The 20,176-nt window shown below is 46.5% G+C and carries 17 protein-coding genes; 7 read left to right on the top strand and 10 right to left on the bottom strand.

What is annotated here, in order from left to right; genetic code table 11:
- Positions 1–135 precede the first annotated feature (135 nt).
- The gene (locus MYF79_RS08785; protein ID WP_089835125.1) at positions 136–675 is read right to left on the bottom strand and encodes a DUF1349 domain-containing protein; all 540 of its coding nucleotides are present in this window, start codon (positions 673–675) and stop codon (positions 136–138) included.
- Positions 676–913: 238 nt separating this feature from the next.
- Positions 914–1,474: a sugar O-acetyltransferase gene (locus MYF79_RS08780; RefSeq protein WP_247813450.1), complete on the bottom strand. Its 561-nt coding sequence runs from the start codon at positions 1,472–1,474 to the stop codon at positions 914–916.
- A 141-nt stretch (positions 1,475–1,615) separates the two neighbouring features.
- On the opposite strand from MYF79_RS08780, the gene MYF79_RS08775 reads away from it, so the two are divergent.
- Positions 1,616–1,753, top strand: a complete 138-nt coding sequence (locus tag MYF79_RS08775; RefSeq protein WP_247813449.1) for a hypothetical protein — start codon at positions 1,616–1,618, stop codon at positions 1,751–1,753.
- A gap of 183 nt (positions 1,754–1,936) precedes the next feature.
- Here the strand turns inward: MYF79_RS08775 and MYF79_RS08770 are convergent, their stop codons facing one another.
- On the bottom strand, positions 1,937–2,776 hold the full coding sequence (locus MYF79_RS08770; protein ID WP_247813448.1) for a DUF4846 domain-containing protein: 840 nt from the start codon (positions 2,774–2,776) through the stop codon (positions 1,937–1,939).
- Between the two features lie 230 nt (positions 2,777–3,006).
- Here MYF79_RS08770 and MYF79_RS08765 point away from each other — a divergent pair, with 230 nt between their 5' ends.
- Entirely contained in the window at positions 3,007–5,052 is a 2,046-nt protein-coding gene (locus MYF79_RS08765; protein ID WP_247813447.1) for a metallophosphoesterase family protein, read from the top strand.
- 79 nt (positions 5,053–5,131) lie between these two features.
- On the opposite strand, the gene MYF79_RS08760 is transcribed toward MYF79_RS08765, so the two are convergent.
- Together MYF79_RS08760 and lysA are read right to left on the bottom strand one after the other, a co-directional pair.
- The gene (locus MYF79_RS08760) at positions 5,132–5,785 is read right to left on the bottom strand and encodes a suppressor of fused domain protein (protein WP_247813446.1); all 654 of its coding nucleotides are present in this window, start codon (positions 5,783–5,785) and stop codon (positions 5,132–5,134) included.
- Between the two features lie 14 nt (positions 5,786–5,799).
- Positions 5,800–7,107 (bottom strand): diaminopimelate decarboxylase, encoded by a 1,308-nt coding sequence (gene lysA, locus MYF79_RS08755; RefSeq protein ID WP_247813445.1) that lies wholly within the window; start codon positions 7,105–7,107, stop codon positions 5,800–5,802.
- Positions 7,108–7,220: 113 nt separating this feature from the next.
- Here lysA and MYF79_RS08750 point away from each other — a divergent pair, with 113 nt between their 5' ends.
- On the top strand, positions 7,221–7,523 hold the full coding sequence (locus MYF79_RS08750; protein WP_247813444.1) for an ArsR/SmtB family transcription factor: 303 nt from the start codon (positions 7,221–7,223) through the stop codon (positions 7,521–7,523).
- 61 nt (positions 7,524–7,584) lie between these two features.
- Here MYF79_RS08750 and MYF79_RS08745 read toward each other — a convergent pair whose 3' ends face one another.
- Positions 7,585–9,813, bottom strand: coding sequence for a GH92 family glycosyl hydrolase (locus MYF79_RS08745; RefSeq protein ID WP_247813443.1), 2,229 nt, complete (start codon positions 9,811–9,813; stop codon positions 7,585–7,587).
- A 411-nt stretch (positions 9,814–10,224) separates the two neighbouring features.
- Here MYF79_RS08745 and MYF79_RS08740 point away from each other — a divergent pair, with 411 nt between their 5' ends.
- Positions 10,225–11,127 (top strand): hypothetical protein, encoded by a 903-nt coding sequence (locus MYF79_RS08740; RefSeq protein ID WP_247813442.1) that lies wholly within the window; start codon positions 10,225–10,227, stop codon positions 11,125–11,127.
- A 121-nt stretch (positions 11,128–11,248) separates the two neighbouring features.
- Here the strand turns inward: MYF79_RS08740 and MYF79_RS08735 are convergent, their stop codons facing one another.
- From MYF79_RS08735 to MYF79_RS08725, 3 genes are all read right to left on the bottom strand, one after another.
- Positions 11,249–13,588: a family 78 glycoside hydrolase catalytic domain gene (locus MYF79_RS08735; protein ID WP_247813441.1), complete on the bottom strand. Its 2,340-nt coding sequence runs from the start codon at positions 13,586–13,588 to the stop codon at positions 11,249–11,251.
- Positions 13,589–13,601: 13 nt separating this feature from the next.
- Positions 13,602–15,644: a beta-L-arabinofuranosidase domain-containing protein gene (locus MYF79_RS08730; RefSeq protein WP_247813440.1), complete on the bottom strand. Its 2,043-nt coding sequence runs from the start codon at positions 15,642–15,644 to the stop codon at positions 13,602–13,604.
- Between the two features lie 144 nt (positions 15,645–15,788).
- Positions 15,789–16,487, bottom strand: a complete 699-nt coding sequence (locus MYF79_RS08725; protein ID WP_247813439.1) for an HAD family hydrolase — start codon at positions 16,485–16,487, stop codon at positions 15,789–15,791.
- 259 nt (positions 16,488–16,746) lie between these two features.
- Here MYF79_RS08725 and MYF79_RS08720 point away from each other — a divergent pair, with 259 nt between their 5' ends.
- From MYF79_RS08720 to MYF79_RS08710, 3 genes are all read left to right on the top strand, one after another.
- The gene (locus tag MYF79_RS08720; protein WP_247813438.1) at positions 16,747–17,547 is read left to right on the top strand and encodes a TerC family protein; all 801 of its coding nucleotides are present in this window, start codon (positions 16,747–16,749) and stop codon (positions 17,545–17,547) included.
- A 461-nt stretch (positions 17,548–18,008) separates the two neighbouring features.
- Positions 18,009–18,671, top strand: a complete 663-nt coding sequence (locus MYF79_RS08715; protein ID WP_247813437.1) for a class I SAM-dependent methyltransferase — start codon at positions 18,009–18,011, stop codon at positions 18,669–18,671.
- A gap of 61 nt (positions 18,672–18,732) precedes the next feature.
- Complete coding sequence (locus MYF79_RS08710; RefSeq protein WP_247813436.1) at positions 18,733–19,581, top strand: dioxygenase; 849 nt, start codon at positions 18,733–18,735, stop codon at positions 19,579–19,581.
- On the opposite strand, the gene MYF79_RS08705 is transcribed toward MYF79_RS08710, so the two are convergent.
- Entirely contained in the window at positions 19,578–19,973 is a 396-nt protein-coding gene (locus tag MYF79_RS08705) for an acyl-CoA thioesterase (protein WP_089835151.1), read from the bottom strand. The genes MYF79_RS08710 and MYF79_RS08705 overlap by 4 nt on opposite strands.
- Between the last annotated feature and the right edge of the window lie 203 nt (positions 19,974–20,176).

The raw sequence follows: 20,176 nt of genomic DNA, 5'->3' as shown, positions 1-20,176 counted from the left end.
CTCCGTTCCACCACACACTATTCAGAAAGATTTCAACATAATTCCATTTTCATAAAAAAGCATACCGCTAAAAACATAGAGGCCACCTCATAACACATGAGGCAGCCCCTGCAATTATCTTGTCTTATCTGCAAACTATTCTACAGCCTTCACTTCAAAATTCTCATACGTTACATCAAAACTCTGTTTACCCGGAGCAGCAGCCACGATACCGATTCCTGCCTTTACATTTGGCGGGAAATAGGCCAAACGCAGCATATCGTATTTCACTCCATCGAAGGAATATTTTATCTCCACGTAATCGCCCTTCCTTAACAATTTCAGCCAGATGGAGGCTGGACTGTCATGTCTTGGCACTACTGACCAGTCGGAAACCTCACGGGTCACGACGGCGCTTACGTTTTGTACACCATCCACATATTCTATCCCAGTTTTGATCCAGTTTTTTTCGTCTATGCGCACCATTAATCCGGCCTGGTGGAATAGTTCTTTGTAATGACCACTGATCTTAACGCTGGCCTCGAAGTTGCCGGTCATTTCTTTATAGTAGAAAGGGCCATTATCGCGGATGAAACCATAGTGTGTCACACGCCAGAAATCTGTGTTGGGTTCAATGGTGCAGGTCAGTTTCTTTTCATCGCCTGACCATTTCTTAGGTTCGTTATTCCACTTCATCTGATTATTTTGAGCGTATAAAAATGTTGATGAAAAAACGGCACTGAAAATTAATACTAAAGTTTTCATGAAATGTTTTATAGGTGATTGAATGACCGGGTTACGGGCTACATTAATGCAAAGTATTCAAATTTACAATAAGTACAAAAGCAATACTCAAAGTACAAGACAATACTCACACTCAACCCATCTTACGCGCATATACACGTACTTGCACGCACACGCGTCGCACATGCATTTACTCATTGCCAATAACGCGAATGATCCTCGCCGGATTGCCTCCAACCAGTGTACCAGGTGGTACATCTTTGGTCACTACAGCGCCTGCGGCCACAACCGAGTTTTCGCCTATGGTCACGCCTCCAATAATAGTTGCTCCTGCAGCTATCCAAACGTTTCTTTCAATCACAACAGGCTTTCCGATTGTAACAGCGCGTCTCTGTACAGGATCAAGAGGATGGCTTGTGGCAATGATGCTTACATTAGGTCCGATCATAACATCGTCGCCAATATCAAGGCCGCCGAGATCATAAAAGGTGCAGTTCTGATTGATGAACACATTATGTCCGACACGGATCTCATTTCCGCCGGCAGTAAAAAATGGCGGGATCAATAAAAAGCTTTCATCCACTTCCTTTTCAATGAGCTGGCTGAACAAAGATCGGATTTCATCAGCATCATCGAAGGTCAAGCAGTTAAGTTTAGCGGTAATCGCTGTAGCCCGTTTAACATTGGCCACCATAGCCGCTGATTCCGGCGTTCTTCTATGAATTATTTTTGTACGATCACTATTTATCATTCACCATTATTATTTCCTCAGCTACTGAACTTCCATGGAAGTTTCATGTAAGTTTTTTTGCTTTACAAAACTAAATGTAGCAATTCTACCCTTAATTTCTTATCTAAAAACGGAAACCAGAAGCAGCTGAATCGTAAAGAGATGGAGAAGAGAAGGTATCAATTGGGGGAAAATAGCGTAAAGCGGTTTGAGGTAGGAATGGCGGGCCTTCGGCTCTTCGGATATACGATTGATAAAGCCTGTCAGCGATTCTCCATCCACACGATTGATAAAGTGTAATAGTAATCCAACGGCCCGGAGAGGCGCCGACCGGCATCCTACTTCAAACCGTGCAGACGCCAATACTCCACACTAACCAGCATCTTACCCTAAACCCTGCAGACGCTACCCCAGATGAAAAAAAGCTGGCAAGCATGCCGAAGCAGCTCACCAGCGTCGCATGGTATAGGGAAACGACAGTCTTTATCTGAACCGCATCAACTCATCCCATTTAAAGATCCATTCCGGCGTAGTCAGCAGCTTACCGGCACCCGCAACATAATACCACGGCTGAAATGAATTACCCGGATTCTTTAATACATGTATATCCTGCGCCGGCATATAACTCTGCGCTAATAAAAATACCTTCTGCCCTGCAGTATTCACCGCCATATCCATGACAAGCACCGCATGCCCCGGAGAACCTCCACGGATAAACACATCTCCCGCCTGTATATCCGATGGCGAAGGAACAGCTACAAGCTCTTTACTCAGGGATAAAGTTCCCGCATAAGAAAACACCGTCTGCAAATATTGATAAAAACAATCCCGCCCCTGACAAGCAATACCTGTCAACTGTCGCTGCAAACGGCCGTTCTTAACAGGAAAGCGGTATCCCTTCATCCAGCTGTTATAATCCATCAGCGTGCCATCAGTAGCATGAAACGCTATCTGTGTATACCGCCGGGAACTATACATATACTCTGCATATAACCGGATCACGGCATCCGCACATTGTTGCAGGTCTTTCTTTCCCACGGAAACATCCAGTACAGCAAATTGTGCTGACTGATTTGGCTTAATTTCACCGTTATAGAGGTATACAGTATTATTGGTCTTCAAACGTAGCTCCCGCAACCACGCTCCAAAAGAACCCGCTTCCGGCGATACCCGTTTATACCCCGCAGGCAATGGTATCTGCCCTACAGTTTCATAACGAACTGCCGGTCTCAGTTGCAGGCTCCTGGCTTCAAGATAATGCCAGAACAGAAGGAACGCTCCGCTAACAAACATGACCATTGAGGTCCATGAGAAGTACTTCAATTCGACAAATTTCTATAATGATGCAAGAAATAAAAAGATTCCATAAGGCGGTGTTAATTTTTTATTTAAATTTGTTCAGGTCACGTAGATACTACGCAATTTTATACCCACACTTCCTGAGACATATAGCCACTGTTACTAACATCTTATGAATAAGAAATTGACTTATTCATACGGTACACTACGCACTTTTCGATCGTAAACATTTAATCATTCCTAAAACCCGCTTTATGTCTCTGCAAAATTTTGTACGTGTACACAATGCCAATCTGTCCTTTTGGCAATCTGTTGTATCACAACGCGTACGCCAACTACTGGAACTGACCGGCAATAAGGTCAGCCACAATCACCTGCTCAAACATCCTGCAATCGCCGCTACGGCAAAACATGTTACCTTAACGGCTAAGGGCACACCTCCCGGACCAGACACTTTGGACCTTACTGATCCAGACCAGCAGACGGTATACCTCTCCCATCTGGCCTACGAAAAAGCGCTATGCCTGGTAGAAGGCGATGTACAAAGAGCCGCCGCCCTGGATACAGAATACCGTAAGTATAGTGATAAGGATATCATTGGCTTCGCTTCCTGTGTTCTTACTTTCGCGGAATACTATGCAAAATATGGAGGTGTCTTCGCCTACAATGACTGGAAAGAATTGGGAGAAGATATCTCCACTTACAGCGTCATCAATGAAAATAATGGTGGCAACGGCTTCTCCCTTCCTTCAGACGCAAGAGTCGCCATCATCGGCGACTGGGGCACCGGGCTGGCAGATGCGCAGGCCTTGCTGGTAGATATCATCCAAAAGCATGACCCCCATTGTATCATTCACCTCGGAGATATCTATTACTCCGGTACTCCTGAAGAATGTATCAACAATTTCTCAGCCGTTATTAAAAGCGCTTTTGATATCGCAGAAAAAGATCCCGTTCCGGTTTTCACTATTCCCGGCAACCACGATTATTACTCGCTGGGATGGGGATACTATAGCATGGTCTATGACCTGAACAGCGAGATAGGAACAGCTGCCTTTCAGCCTGCCAGTTATTTCTGCCTGCGTACAGAAGATGGTGGATGGCAATTCCTGGGAATGGATACCGGCTATAACGACAGCAACCCTGCCGATCAGGCAGACCCGCTCTATGCAGGCCCCTGGCTGCAACAGAATGAGATAGAATGGCACCAGGATAAGCTGAACAACTTCGGTGGAGCTACCATCCTGCTTTCCCATCACCAGCTGTTCTCGAACAATGCCAAGATCAACGGTGCCTTATCCGATTTCAGCGCATTGCCTTCACAGAACCCCTATCTCTACCAGACCTTCCTCCCCTATTTCCCGAAAATAGCCGCCTGGATATGGGGACATGAACACAACTTCGTGATGTTTGAAAATGATCTGCTGGGACTATCCAAAGGACGACTGGTGGGCTGCAGTGCATTCGAAGAACTTACATCCTCCAATCCTTATGTAGTGAACTATCCGGATATCAAAAATTTCATTGACCCGGAAACTGGCAATCCGATAGAACTCTCCACCAACGCTGATCTGAATGGGGTAACCTATTACAATCATGCCTACGCGATCATTGATTTCAGCGGTAGAACGAACCCTACCGACCCTGTTACAACCACGTACTACCAGTATCCTTCCTGGGGAGATAATCCACCTGATAATCCCGAAGCTACTCAATTGTACCAGGAGCAGTACAGCCTTCCGGCGGCATCAGAAGTACAGGTGCCTTACAACACCGGCATCTACCTCCTTTCGCAGGATGGACAGTTCATCGGGCCGGAGTACAAGGATTACCCATATATGAGTAATGATACGCCTGTGGTACTGCAGTTCTATCCCCTGACCACTCAGGGCAATAATCTCTCTCATGGCGATATGTTGCGCATCCTTACCACAGAAAGCAGCGTAGGCGATAAAAACCAGCTGGGCGCATTTAGCAGGAAGTCTCTGTATTACGATGATGACAGCAATGATAAAACAGCATGGTATGTGTACAAAAGAGATACTTCCGATGGAACAGATATCCACTATGGCGACGAAGTATACTTCGTCAATGTAGACTGGGACCAATGGATGTTACCATATGATAGTATACTCTACAGCGTGTTGTACCTGACCACGGCAGAAAACGCCAATTATTTCTGGAGCATCACATTGCCACAGAACAGCGCTTTGGAAGGTATTACGGCAACACCTAAAAAGAGCCCTTACGAAAAGAAACACCTGCCGTTTACCAGGCAGGAAAAGAATGTTGTTGTATAGATTATAACAACATGCTATAAAAGCAAGGGAGACTACCCATCAGTATGAGCAGTCTCCCCTTGCTTTATATGCTATTTAATTAGTCTACCCTGTCAAGATCTGTGATCAGCAACGGATTGTTGCCACGCATCTCGTTGATCAGTTTCTCTACTTCACTTGTCTGTGGTTTAGCCAGCAGGCGTTCCACTTCTTTGGTGGTCAATCCTACCATCTGCAGAAAGGTCACTTCTCCGTGAGGCGTCTGAATAGCGCCCAGTTCAGGATCAGGAACGAATGCCAGCCCGACGATATCGGTAGCGGTTTCCAGCCTGATAGGTCCATTCGCAGGAACAAAATGATAGGGCTCAAACCAGCGTTTGCTTTCAAATACATAACGCGCCAGGTTGTTCATGACCTGTATAGCCCATGTAGGATCGCCATTATCTTCCGCAAAAGGCTTGATCCTGAAAGTAAATTCAAATCCCCATTTACTGAATTCACCACCCGCCTGCTCTTCATCATAATACAGCTGCGACATACCATAGCTGACCAGGTGCAGGTGCGGGATCTGCTTTTCACTCTCATAGATGCTGGTTCCGTCAATGGGGTCTTCACCTCCTATCGCAAAATGTAAGGGCGGAGCATAATGCCTAGGCTCCTGTGTTCCATAGATGCTTTCCAGTTGTTTGTCTATTGCCAGCCATCCTACTGCATCGTCTTCATTGAATAACTTTTTGTACTCTTCCTTAGTCATAGGTAAATAAACGTTTACAGTTCGTGTCTGATCATTTTCCTTACCAGGTCCTGCTGTGTTTCGCGCTCCCTGATAACGTATATTTTATCTTTGTCGACCATGATCTCTGCTGGTCTTACATGGAGGTTATAATTACTTGCCATTACCATGCCATAAGCACCTACTGTAAATACGGCTACATAATCGCCCTGCTGCAAAGCCGGCAAAGGTCTTTCTTTCGCCAGATAATCGGACGATTCACAGATTGGTCCCACCACATCATAAGTGATCAGTCCTTCCTGCGGCACCGGGTAATTACGGTTAGTCAGCATATGCGCTGCCTGCGGCTTTACCGGCCATATAAAATGAAAAGCATTATACATGGCAGGGCGGATCAACTCCGTCATACCACCATCCAGGATAACAATGTTTTTATCGCCCGACTGTTTTACATACAACACCTTACAGACCATGATCCCTGCATTCGCAGAAATAGAACGTCCTGGCTCCAGGATGATTTTGAAGCCTTCATTTTTCACATAGGGTTCCAGCAACTCAGTGATCGGACCGGCAAAGCTCTCCCAGGAAAAATTATCATTATCCATATAATTGGCTGGGAAACCACCGCCAATATTCAGTACATCCAGCCGGATATTTTTACGCTTTAATACCTCTACCAGCTCCACCATTTTACGAATCGCCGTCACATAGAAGGTATAGGAAGAGATAGGTGAACCAATATGGGAATGCAGACCTCTGATCTTCACATAAGGATGATCAGCATTCTCTTCTATCAGCGCTTCCACATTGGCGTAGTCAATACCGAATTTAGCGCCTTTATGACCGGTACGGGTCTTTTCATTCGTTTTCTCATCCAGCACATCCGGCAGTATGCGGATCAGCACATTCACCTCTCTTTTCAATTCACCGGCCAGTTCCTGCACCCTTGCCAGCTCCTGCTCTGATTCGATATTAATAAAACCGACTTCACTCAGGATCGCCTCCGTGATCTCTTCGTCTGATTTACCCACGCCAGCAAACACTACCTTTGAAAGGTCCGCGTTACTTTGTTTTACTACAAACAACTCCCCTCCGCTCACAATATCCATCCCCGCGCCCAGGGCAGCCAGTTCGTTCAGCAGGTGTACATTATTGCTCGATTTCACAGAAAAGCAGATCATAGGCTGCAATTGCTCAAAGATCCCGTATATCTTCTGATAGTGCGTCTTTAAGGTATTCGCTGAATACAGGTAAAAAGGCGTAGGAAGCCCTCTCTCCGGCAAACTATTCACCGGCACATCCTCACAATACAGCACCCCATTCTTATATTGAAACAGATCCATAATAAATTATCTATAAAACAGTAAGATAAAAGAAATTATTGTTATAAAAACATTATATAACCATTATGAAACGCCGATCCTATTAAATCGGATAATTCCGATACCTTTGCAGTATGGATCAAGTTGAAGTTTTTAAAGCCTTATCCAACAAAAAAAGGTTAGAAATATTAGCCTGGCTGAAGGAACCGGAAAAGCATTTCCCTAAACAGGAATGCGGTGATTTCAGCAAGACTGGCGTGTGTGTGGGCCATATTCAGCAGAAGTCGGGGCTGACACAATCCACAGTATCTGAATATTTGTCTATGCTACAGCGGGCCGACCTGCTGATAGCTACCCGCCTGGGGCAATGGACACTCTATAAACGGAACGAGGAGGCCATTAAAAAACTGGGTCTCCATATCCAGGACGAACTGTAGGCTTTTCCGGAAGGAAGATCAGGAATGAACCTGTTGATTCATTCCTGATCCGCTCAAAAACCTACTCCGGCCTGTACTTCAAAGAAGAAGGCGGCGCGGCCTGCTCCCCACTACCCCATTGTTTATTAGGCGCTTCTCCCATCACTAATTTCAGTACTCCTCCTTTCAACAAGGCCTCATGTGTAAACCAGGGCACATTCAACGACTGACCGTTCAATGACGCCTGCTGGATGTATTTGTTCTTCGCAGAACTGCCTGGTGCAGATACAGTGAATATTTTTCCGTTCGACAGTCTGATAGTTACTTCTTCAAACACAGGACTGCCAATGTTATATACCGGCACACCCGGCGTTACAGGGCAAAATCCCATCATGGAAAACACCACGAAAGCCGTCATACCGCCACCATCTTCATCGCCGGGAATACCGAACAGGTTGTCTGTATACCAGGTATCCAGCAACATGCGGATGCGTTTCTGTGTTTTCCATGGAGCTCCCATATAGTTGTACAGGTAAGGAATGTGGAAGCTGGGTTCATTTCCCATTACAAACTGTCCAACCAGGCCCGTTGCATCCGGGAAAGTATACCATAACTGGTATTTGCTGCGCCCCAGGTTCTCGCGGAATAACTGGTCCAGTTTCTCTTCCGCCTTTGCACGGCCGCCCATCAGTTCAAACAGGCCATGCAGGTCGTGTTTCACATCCCAGTTATACGTATAGGCATTGTTCTCTGTGAAATAATCACGTCCTCCCTGGCCACCGGAAAATTTAGGATCGAAAGGCTCTATCCAGTTGCCGTCCGCATCTTTCGGCCACATAAACCCGCGGTCTGCACGATATACATGCTTATAGTTGGAAGCCCGTTTCAGGAACAGGGCCGTATCTTCAGGTTTTCCTGCAGCTTTCGCCAGCTGGGCAATACACCAGTCGTCATAACTGTTTTCCAGCGTTACTGCTACTGCCTGACGGCGCTCAAAGCCATGCACCTCCTTTACGGTTTCCTTCTCTCCGGGTTTCAATGCTGGCATATATCCATGCTCATTGTAAAAAGAATCCAGCGAAGTGGCAGGACCATTCCTCCAGGGCAGCAGGGTAGCCTGCAGGGAGTTCTTTTTCAGTCCTTCATAAGCCTTGGCTATATCAAAGTTCCTGATACCTTTGAACCAGGCGTCCGCCATCCAGGCAGCTGCATGATTGCCCGTCATACAGGGATTGTCACCCCACAATATAGAGAAGGAAGGCATCCAGCCACTCTGTTCATACATGGTTACATACGAACGGATCTTATCTGCTTCCATAGCCGGATTCAGCAAGGTCTGTAATGGCTCCAGGGCAATGTAAGTATCCCACAGCCAGTTGTCCACATAAAAAGGTTTGTCGGAAGTATGCACCTGGTGATCGTAAGCGCTGTAATATTTGCCATATTCATTGATGTTCACCATCCGCTCATATGAGCGGTACAGAGAGGTATAGAACACCCTTTTCTGGGCTGGTGTACCACCTTTCACATTGATCTGCCCCAGCACCTTATCCCAGGCCTGGAATGCCTTGTCAGTAACAGCAGTAATGTCCCATCCGGGAATTTCTTTCTGCAGATTAGCCTTCGCCTGTTCTATACTTACGAAGGAAATACCGTAACGCACATCCACCTGCTGGGTCTTATTGCCTGTTGCTACAAACAGATGTTTATTCTCGCCGCGGTAACTTGAACCTGTAATATCTGTGTTCAGCTCCGCATAGAAATAAGCGCTCATGCCACTGAAATTCTCTTTCCCGGTGATCACACGCTTTCCGCTGACAGATAGTTCGCCTTCATCATTCAGAATGCTGAACCGCAGCTGATGAGGGGTATTGCCTGCAAAACGGATACTAAAATAACCACTGCGCGCCGTAGGTGAGAACCGCACATTGTCAGCATCATCCAGGTAAACACTGTATTTATACGGCGAGGTCTCCTCCCTGTCAGATACCCGGGACTGCCGCCAGTTATCATCATTGATCTCTCCGGAAATGGGCAGAAATCCGAACAGGCTTTCCTGGCGGTGGGAAGCGATGGTTAAAGGGAAAAAGCTGATCTTATCATCCAGCTGGTCTTTACGCCCGGGAAATACTCTTACCATACTGTTAGGCAGGTACATAGCCGGACGGGTAGGTTCCAATATGAGCCCTACACTCCCAATAGTGGGATCTACATACGATACATTGCTAACCCTGCCCTGTTGAGCCATGGTACCAGTGACCGTTCCCAATAGTAAAAAAGCTGTACTTATCAAGTGCCTGTAACTTTTCATAGATTCTTTTTGAATGATCAGGACGGACAAAGTACAAATGAAAAAAGACACTCCAAAACCGGAGTCTCTTTTTTCTCTGCTTTTTAATTGATTAGTCTTTCAGCTGCAGCCAGGCCCTTAGCTGTTCATCGTCATCCCTGTCAATACCGGCAGCCGTACAGGCTTCAGTATCTCCGGGGCACCGCACGTATCAGTACTACCTGTATTTAATATGTCAGTGGCAGTATTGCAGGGACTTAGCGGTCAGGGTAATCAGTTACAGGAATAAGATACACTAATGCCCACGCTACTGATCACCATAATTGCTCGTTTATAAATTCGAAGTAAAGCATAATTGCGGGCCCGGGAAGGTAACATTACAGACGGGATTGCTGCGCGGATTATATGCTCATTATTTCGTAGTATCGTATAATGAGTAAACGGACTTTTCGCCTTAGCAGCCTGCTGCTGATCATGCTTTCTATTGCAATCGCGGCGCCGGCACAGAAGAAGAAACATAAGAAGAAAAAGAAAGCCCAACAGACGGAGGCTGTCCAACCGGTGGTACTCGGCATTGTACAGTCGCCGGCTATTGCCGAGGCATCAGGCATTGCAGCCAGCAAAGCGCTGCCGGCTCATTTCTGGACGCATAATGACAGCGGCAATAAACCCGAAGTTTACCTGCTGGATAACAAGGGCCAGCTGGTAAGCACTATACACCTCGAAGGCGTGTTCAACCGCGACTGGGAAGATATTGCGGAAGGTCCCGGCCCAATGCCACACAAACAATACGTATATGTCGGCGACATTGGCAACAATGTCCAGATAGATCTGCGTACACGCATTTTACGTTTTCCTGCGCCGGTACAGGTACCCGGGAAGAAAGAAAATGTCAAACCAGATGTATTGCATGTTGCTTTTGCTGATGGACCACGGGATGCGGAAACGCTTATGGTAGATCCTATCGGAAGATACTTTTATATTGTCAGCAAACGGGAAAAGGCTGTGGGGATTTATAAAGCGTCCCTGGATTTTAAAGATGGTGACAGGGCTGTGTTTCAGAAAGTAGGGACAGTCCCTTATACGTGGATAACTGCGGGGGATATTTCGCAGGATGGGAGGCATATTGTTATTAAAAACAAGGACCAGATCTTTTACTGGCATCGTAACGCAGGGGAGAGTGTTGAGGCGGCGATGGCGAGGGCCGCAATGGTACTTCCTTATGTGCCGGAGAAGCAGGGCGAGGGAGTGACGTTTAGTATTGACAATTCCGGGTATATAACTATCAGTGAGGGAAAAAAACCGGCGGTGAATTTCTATCCGCATAAGTTTTGATGCATAGAGAATGCCATGTCATTCCAACTGTCATTTCTTGTTAATCACTGTCAGTCCAGGTATCTCAATAGCAAAAAAAGCCTGGCAAGATCCGCCAGGCTTAACTTTTTAACCAAACTGCTTATTCTCCCTTTAACTCAAACACATACCTCCCGCCTTGCACTACTATTTCATCCATCCCCTGCGCACCCCGCTTCACCGGTATCTTCGGCAAGATCAAACTCCCCACCGGCAACCGCACAGTCGCTGTAGCCCCTACCGGCACCTGAAACGCAAACCGGATCTTTCCCGCAGCACGCCGCCATTCCGATTTAATCATCCCATACCTGCTATCATAATCTGCTTTTACAAAATTCAACCCCTTCACAAAAGTCGGCTGTAAAAAGAAATGCTTAAACCCTGGCGCATCCTCATCCGGCCGGATCCCCGCCAAAGTTTTATAAAACCAGGCACAGTAATCTCCAAAGAAGATATGATTGTGCGATAATTCTCCAGGCCAATCCTCAAACAAGGTCGTAGCACCCTGTGCAATCCAATGTCCCCATCCGGCATAACCGGTATCTGTCAACATCCGGAAAGCAATATCCCCATAACCATACTCACTCAGAACAGGTAAAACATACTTCGTTCCCATTACTCCAAAATCCGCATGATAATTACTGCGCACTACTTTAGACGCCAGCTGTGCCGCAGTGGCCGTTGCAGCATCGGGAGACGCTAAATTATGGAACACCGCCGCACTCAATGCCGTCATGGTGCTGTCTTTATAGCGACCACTGACAGGATCGAAGAACGCACTGTTAAACGCAGTACGAATGCTATCTGCAAGTCTGGTGTAGGCAACTTCATCAGCCTTATTGCCTAACACACGCGCCATTTTAGCAACCAGGATAGCGTCTGTATAAAAGTATGCAGTAGACGTAAAGATCCTTGGCGTCTGCACCAGCGACATCCAGTCATCCAGCCCGTATTTAAACAAATGGCCCTCCGCCTCTTTCGCTACAACGTCGGTATATCTTTTAATTGCGGGGTAATGCTTTTGCACCAAAGCAGTATCGCCATGATACAGGTACATGTACCATGTTATAAAACTAAGCGCACTTCCCCAGGCAGGTCCGAAAGTATGTTCTTCATCGCCTGCCATGTCATATCCCCATCCATTGGAAGGTACAATACCAGGCATGGCGCCAGTCGACGTTTGTGCATCACGCACATCATCCAGCCATTTGCGGTAACCTTCTGCAGTTTTATAGTTCCAGAGCCCTACTTCTGCAGAGACATGTGCATCTGCCGTCCAGCCGTTCTTCTCACGCTGCGGACAGTCAGTAGGTATACTCAGGAAGTTACTGCGATAAGACTGCCGGGCTGCTGCATACAGTTTATTCACCATAGTATCCGAACTGGTGAAATGCCCGGCTTCTTCAAAGGCAGTACTGTAAAACAGGCCTTCCAGCGAATGAATATCCAGGGCAAGCGCATTGTCTGTCTCCACCTGCACATACTGAAAACCATGATATACAAACCGGGGAGTAAAAACTTCATTACCACTTCCCTTCAGATAATATACATCTGTCTGGAAACGTAATTCGCCGGGCATACTGCGCATATGCTCAGTGTTGTGTATCATGTCAAGTTCACCATCCTTGAGTACTTCCCCGTAGTACATGGTCACTTTGGTACCGGCCTTCCCTTTCACCCTTAAAGTTGCTACACCGGCAAAGTTCTGCCCCATGTCAAAGAGATACCTGCCATTGCCCAGCTTTTTTACAGACACTGGTTTAATATGACGAATGATTTTGACAGAGGGCATCACCTGCTCATACAAGGTGCCTCCCGGAGCAGATGTTTTCAACGCATGTGCCCATTTAGCATCGTTGAATGATGGTTGATTCCACCCGGGTATTTCCTGACGGGCATCGTATACCTCGCCTGTGTACAGGCAATTAAACTGACTGGGGCTTGTAGAGCATTTCCAGCTATCATCAGTAGCAATGGTTTCGCTGCTGCCATCAGTATATTTAACAACGAGGTCTAATAACAGGCGTGGCGTCTTTCGCCAGGGAGCGTTCTGAAAGCCCCACACAGCATGCGACTGGATATTGTACCAGCCATTGCCTAACTCCGCAGCAATACTCTGTGTGGTAGCATTACTCTTAGAGAGCAACGCAGTGACATTGTATACCTTGTACAAAAGACGTTTATCATAACGTGTATATGCCTGTTCAAGCACTGCATCAGTGACGGGCTTCCCGTTCACATATACAATATGATACCCCACCCCAACAACATAGGCAGTAGCGCTGGCTACCTGCTTTGGCAGCCGGAATGTTTTCCTGAAATAAGGCGCTTTTGTAGCGGTAGTATCTTCGGTATTGGTGATCCAGTTTCCCTGCCAGTCAGAACGCTGGGCATACGCGATATAAGTAAAGAAAATAAAGATGGCAGATAAGATAATTCTCAATGTGTGATATTTTTTATGGTACAACAGGAAATGCTACAACTCTTACTTTAGTGAATCCATAAGGTACAAGGGTGATATGTTGCAATACAGTATCTACCTTCCCTTTATAAATGCCTTCGCGGTCGGTGGGCGGCTGATAGGCCACACCGTTCAATACTTTCCAGGAAGGGATCTTTTTAGCAGGCGCTGTGATCTCTATAGGAACATGTTGCAGGTTCCACACAAAGCTGTCACCCACAGGCCGCTGCATGCTTACTTTCATGCTGTCTGCAGCATGCTGTACGTCTACACGGCGCAGACCATAGTTCCAGTTACTTTCAGGATATACGCTGAAGTAATCTCCCTCAATGGTGTCAGTGGCTTTTTCCCAGCGCTCCTGTATTTTCAGGGCATATACCAGCGGGCCTCTTTCTACTGCACTGGAGTTACGTCCCCAGGTGCCGGTAGCAATCTTCATAGGCAGCTGTAAGGTCAGGATGTCTTTGTTCTTCCATTCTCGTTTGATGGTGATGATCTGCCCGCCTTTCTCCTTACTGTAAGGCTGACCGTTCAACAGGACAACTGCAGTATCACACCATTGCGGGATGCGCAGTTGTAAAGGAAATTCGGTTTCCTTCTTTAACGCAATTTCAAACTTTATCGTTTCGTTGAAAGGATAGTCGGTAATCTCCCGGATGCTCACCTCCTGCTCCTTCTTTCCTACTTTCGCCGTCATGGTATTCGGACCATATGCTAATGCGGCCAGGCCATTGTCTGGTGCCTGGTACCAAAGGTGTGTAGTGAATTTCGTCCAGCCCTGGTGCATATTCGCCAGGCAACAGGTATAACCGCTGCGGGGCCCTAATACATTACACATCTCGCGGTCAAAAGGCAGGGAGAAATTAAATACGCCCTTGCTGATCTGCAGCTGGTTCGCTACCTGGAAGTATTGCCTCGCGTTATAGTCGTCTGTTGTTTGTGTAGGCAGTGCATTAAATGCCATTTTCTCCAACGCATCCATATAGGCTACATCTCCGGTGATAGCGCTGATCTGCTCAAGTGAGTACATCGCTTCCACTATAGCGCAAAGTTCTACGCCCTGTGTAGGATCATTGCCATTAAGATCTTCATCTCCTGAAAAGATGCCCATCGGTAATCCATGTATGGTCATCAGATCCTTCCAGCCGGTATGCAGATTTTGCAGGTATTGCTTATTGCCCGTACGCTGATAGTTAACAGCCGGCGCTTTCAGGCCCATGGCAACGTTCACTGCATGCCGGTTCATCCACTGATAATTGTTGCGATAAGTAGTGGTGTTGATCACCCAATCCCTGTTACCAAACCAGCTTGTCCAGGGATATGCCTGCTGTTCTATCAGTTCGGCCAACTCGAGCAGATAGTCTTCTTTGGTAATGCTGTACAGCCATTGCGCCATCATTACGTTCTCAGCACCACGGGATGCTGCCCATTCTGTCCATTTACCAATGGGCGCTATTTTCAGGGCCTCCGTTTGATACCGGAAATACTTCGACATAAGCTTGATAACTTTTTTATCGCCGGTGGCGGAATAGTACTGCTGCAATACTTTCAGCATGACCATCTTAGGCCACCAGTCATCACCATAAGCCGCATGCTGCGGATCAATAGTGACATTACTGTCCAGTTCCATCCTCGTCAGCGGACCGAAATAACCGCTCGGACGCTGATGGTCTATGGTCCAGTTAACATAGCGGAGTACTTTTTCTTTCAGGATCTTGTCGTCCAGTAAATAGGCCAGCGGTAATGCACCGTCCAGCCAATAAGGAGTTTCCTCCCAGCCATCGCCTCTGCCTCCCAGCCAGCCATTATCGTTCTTTACTTTGGCATACGTTTCATCAAGGTGACCGGTTGCACCGTTACGCATGATCTGTAACTGACGTTTCAGCCATCCCGTGGGTTTAACGGAACCTAATGGCAGCGCTTCATAAGCGGGAGGAGTGTAGGCGCCGGGTGAGACCTGTTTAATGCCGGCTTGTGCCCCCAGTGGTAACATGAAAACCACTGGAAGTGCACAACACACCATCCATTTAATTTTCATTTAGTTTGACTTGAGTAGTGAATAATATGGAATTCTAACGTGAGGCTACAAAATAGTAAATCCTGCTTAATAAATAAGCATTAAAAGTCCCGCTGGTACTGGGACAGTATAGGATGGACAATCAAAATAAACAACTGTTAATGCTCATCGCAAAGTTGCATACAGCAATGGCAGAATCTCGGAAATATGTTCTACCTGCCGGAAGTTGGGGTTATCAATATGCACGTCTACATGTTCATGCTCCCAGGTAATATGAAAGGGAATATGAATGGCATGACCGCCAATGGCAAGCACCGGCAGTACATCCGATTTCAGGGAATTGCCGATCATCAGGAACTGGTCGGGCCTGATATCAAGGTGTTTTAATAATTTACGGTAGTCGCCCTCCTGTTTGTCTGACATTACTTCAACATGGTGAAAGAAATGCAGGATACCGGAATTACGCAATTTACGTTCCTGGTCCAGCAGGTCGCCTTTAGTAGCTACCACCAGGCGGTAATCATCTTTCAGGATCTGCAAGACCTCATGTACACCTTCCAGCACTTCTACCGGCCTGGCCAGCAGGGCTTTCCCCAAGTCTATGATCTTTTCTACAGCACTGATATCAATGGTCTTGTTGGATATTGTCAATGCCGTTTCGATCATAGACAGCATGAATCCTTTAATACCATAACCGTAGAGGGCAAGATTCCTGATCTCTACCTGCAATAATTCACGCGCTGCAGTATGCTGCGGTAAATAATTTTCCATCAGTTGGCAAAACTCCGTCTCAGTTTCACGGAAATAAGGTTCGTTTATCCACAATGTATCGTCCGCATCAAAGGCAATAACTTTTATATCCATATCTTCTATAAGGGTTATACTGTAACAAAAGTATCCAATTAACAGCGCTTTTCCTCCTTTTTTTAGTCACTAAACTTCACCGCGGCAGTGGCGCAGATTTTGTGCTACGCTCAATTGCCGCACAGGAGCAACAATCCCATCAGTGGGAATAGGGTCATTTATCAGGAGGCTGGAAACAGCAGTCACTTATCAAACAAACTTCCTGATGAGCCTAAAAAATTGTAAGATTGCGGCATCAAACCTATAATGCACATCGAATATGGATCTTTTTTCCGCCGAAGGCTTGTTTACGGTAGACTCCCTGATCAGCCTCTTAACCTTAAGCGTACTTGAAATAGTACTTGGAATTGATAATATCGTTTTTATTTCAATTATGGCGGGAAAACTGCCTTTAGACAAGCAAAAGAAGGCCCGTCGCCTTGGTTTGACCCTTGCTATGTTTGTCCGCATACTGTTGCTGCTTTCCATCAGCTGGATCATGTCATTGACCAGCACGCTGTTCAACGTAGGGCACTGGATAGGCATAGAAAATGAAAAATGGCTGGAGGCCACTGCCATCTCCGGAAGGGATTTCATCCTGCTGATCGGAGGCCTCTTCCTGATCTATAAAAGCACTGCCGAAATACATGAGAAGCTGGAGGGCGGCGGACATGAGGAAGCAAATCCGAAACCTGTCAGCTTCACACAAACCATCATCCAGATCTTACTGCTGGACATCGTCTTCTCCCTGGACTCTGTCATCACCGCAGTGGGTATGGCCGACCATATCCAGATCATGATCGTTGCCGTAATTATCGCGGTAGGCGTAATGGTACTGGCATCTGAAGGCATTAGTAACTTCGTAAATAAACACCCTACGGTAAAAATGCTGGCACTCTCCTTCCTGTTGCTCATCGGTGTCTCCCTGATCGCAGAAAGCTTCGAACAGCATATCCCGAAAGGATATATCTATTTCGCAATGGCATTCTCAGTCTTCATAGAAATGCTGAACCTGAAAATGAAGTCCAAAGCCGGTAAACCAGTTCAGTTACACCAACCGAGGCTGAAGGAGCAGGAATAACACCTAAAACATTTATCAACTCATAAAGAGCTGCCTTCCACACGGGGCAGCTTTTTTTTAAACCCGTTGGAAAGATGGCTTCTTAATCCTCTGAGGAGATGGATTCGAATTTTTTCCCTTCGGGGAAGGTCTGAGCTGTGTAGTACCTGTTCCGCCAGTGGCTACCGGCCACAACTACTTGTCTTTATCCCATCTCCTCCTGGCGCCCTATGAAACATATTAAGCTATACATACACATAACAGAGATAATCTAAAGGACCGAATCCTTATCTGTAACCTTACAAAGTCTGTAACTGCAGGGTCATGATAAAGAGGCCGTACAACCTGTCATGGGGAAAGCGAAAGTAGTACCCCATGATCCTCATCTCACATAAATTACTTATATTACAATATTACTGCCTGAACCCTACAATCCTGAGATAGAACTAGATATATCACCCCCATAATCAACAAGCGTATCAATGATGAGATACCTGTTATATTTTTTATATGTCGGATGGCACTGGGGATTAGATCTGGCCTTTTTCATCGTCAGGCACGAAATCCGCGGAGAAAAGAAATACGGCATCCGGACTATTGGGACAGACAATCTCTCTTCAGATGTTTCCAAAGAGGACAGGAAACATATTGCCATGTATGAGCCGGTCAACTACTACACCGCTACCTGGCTGTTTGACCATCTGCAGCCTACGGACCTGTCCACTACCCTGTTGGACGTTGGCTGTGGAAAAGGACGTGTATTAGCTATGGGAGCCGCGTACGGCTTTACCGCACTTGCCGGCATAGACCTTTCCCCAAAACTTTACCAGGCCGCCGTAAAAATGCGGGATATGCTGTATAACCGGTATCAGAACATCAGGATCAATGTGGCCTGCCAGGATGCACGAGCCTATACCATTCCCGAAACCGTCGGCGTGATCTTCCTCTTCAATCCCTTCGATCATGTGATCATGGAGGAATTTATCGCTAAAGTGCAAGAAAGCCTGCGCAGAAAACAGCGCCCCATAAAGATCCTCTATGCCAATCCGCAATGCAAACAACAATGGCTGGATGCAGGATTCGAAGAAACAGACTCTTTTGTTAAAATGAATTTCCTGAGAGGAAGCATATTGGTGAAGGCTTGATCATCGCTACTTGTACTTAAAAGTGAATATATTTATCAGGTTTATAAACCATCAATGTGGTATGGAGCGGAAAAGATTCATTAAAATGGCGGCACTACTGCCACTGATCCCCTATTCGTCGCAGATCGAACGCTTACTTAACTTACCAGGTATTTTCCAGCCTACTGAAAAAATGCCGGTATTCTTCGTAGGTCATGGTGATCCGGAAAATGCATTCAGAGACAACCCTTTCACCCAAAGCCTGCGGAAAATGGGAACTTCCCTCACAAGGAAGCCATCCGCTATATTGGTCATCTCCGGCCACTACCTGACAGCCGAAAACTCCTGGCTGAAAGTACCTGCGCATTTCAACTGCTCTTACTACGATGTTGCCGGAGCTACCAGCTTCAGTACCGTAATACCGGAATTGTCTCCGCAAGTCAAAATAGATGAAAGCACCGATCTTGACCACGGCGCCTGGGCTATTCTCCGGCACATCATGCCCGATGCCAACATTCCGGTAATGGAATTAAGCGTTCCGGTCAGCCAGCGACTGGACTATCACTGGAATCTGGCGCAGCACCTGAAGCCATTACGGGAAAAAGGCGTGTTGATCATTGGTAGCGGCAACATTGTGCATAACCTGCAACTAAGCCTGCTAAAGGGTACCTTCAGCAATGGGAAACCGTATTCCTGGGCTATTGAATTCGATGAGTGGGTAAAAGCCAGGATCAATGAACGCGACTTCGGCAGTCTGTTCTACTACAGGAATCTGGGGAAACTGGCGCGCAGAGCCGTGCCTACGGAAGATCATTATATTCCTATGCTGTACAGCATTGCACTGGCAGATAAACATGAAGAGATTCACTACACCTACGAAGAAGTTCTTGCCGCAGTGAGCATGCGTTGCTTCACCGTAGGACGATGTTAATCGTCCTCTCTCAGGCGTTCGTCAGTATAGGTGATTTTCGTGCGGCCGTGTGGCGCAGGCACACCGTTTTCATCCACACTCACAAATACCATTTTATCCACCGTGAGTATCGTTTTCTGTGTGATCTTGTTCCTTACCTGGCAGGTCAGCGTTAAAGATGTTCTTCCGAAATGGGTCGCTTTGATCCCTAACTCTACAATATCACCTTGTTTGGCAGAGTTGATGAAATTGATCTCAGACATGTATTTGGTCACACACCTGTTTGTTCCCAGCTGAATAATAGAATAAATTGCGGCCTCTTCGTCTATCCAACGCAGCAGGCTGCCGCCAAATAAAGTCCCGTGTGCATTCAGATCTTCGGGTTTCACCCATTTACGTGTATAGAAGTTCATTCTCGATTGATTTTTGCCGTCCCCGGATATGGCACAAAATTAAACTACAGAGAGCTATAATCCCAATGGCATGCATTTACATCTTGTGGCTTAGTATGAACAACACGCCATCTCTTACTGATAGACATATCATTACATCCTGTGGCTTAGTTCGATCAACACGTCATCTATCACCGATAGAAGACAGCTAACGAGTGCTGAAT

The organism is Chitinophaga filiformis, from assembly GCF_023100805.1.
Taxonomy (GTDB): domain Bacteria; phylum Bacteroidota; class Bacteroidia; order Chitinophagales; family Chitinophagaceae; genus Chitinophaga; species Chitinophaga filiformis_B.
This window is presented reverse-complemented; position numbering and strand designations above follow the sequence as displayed.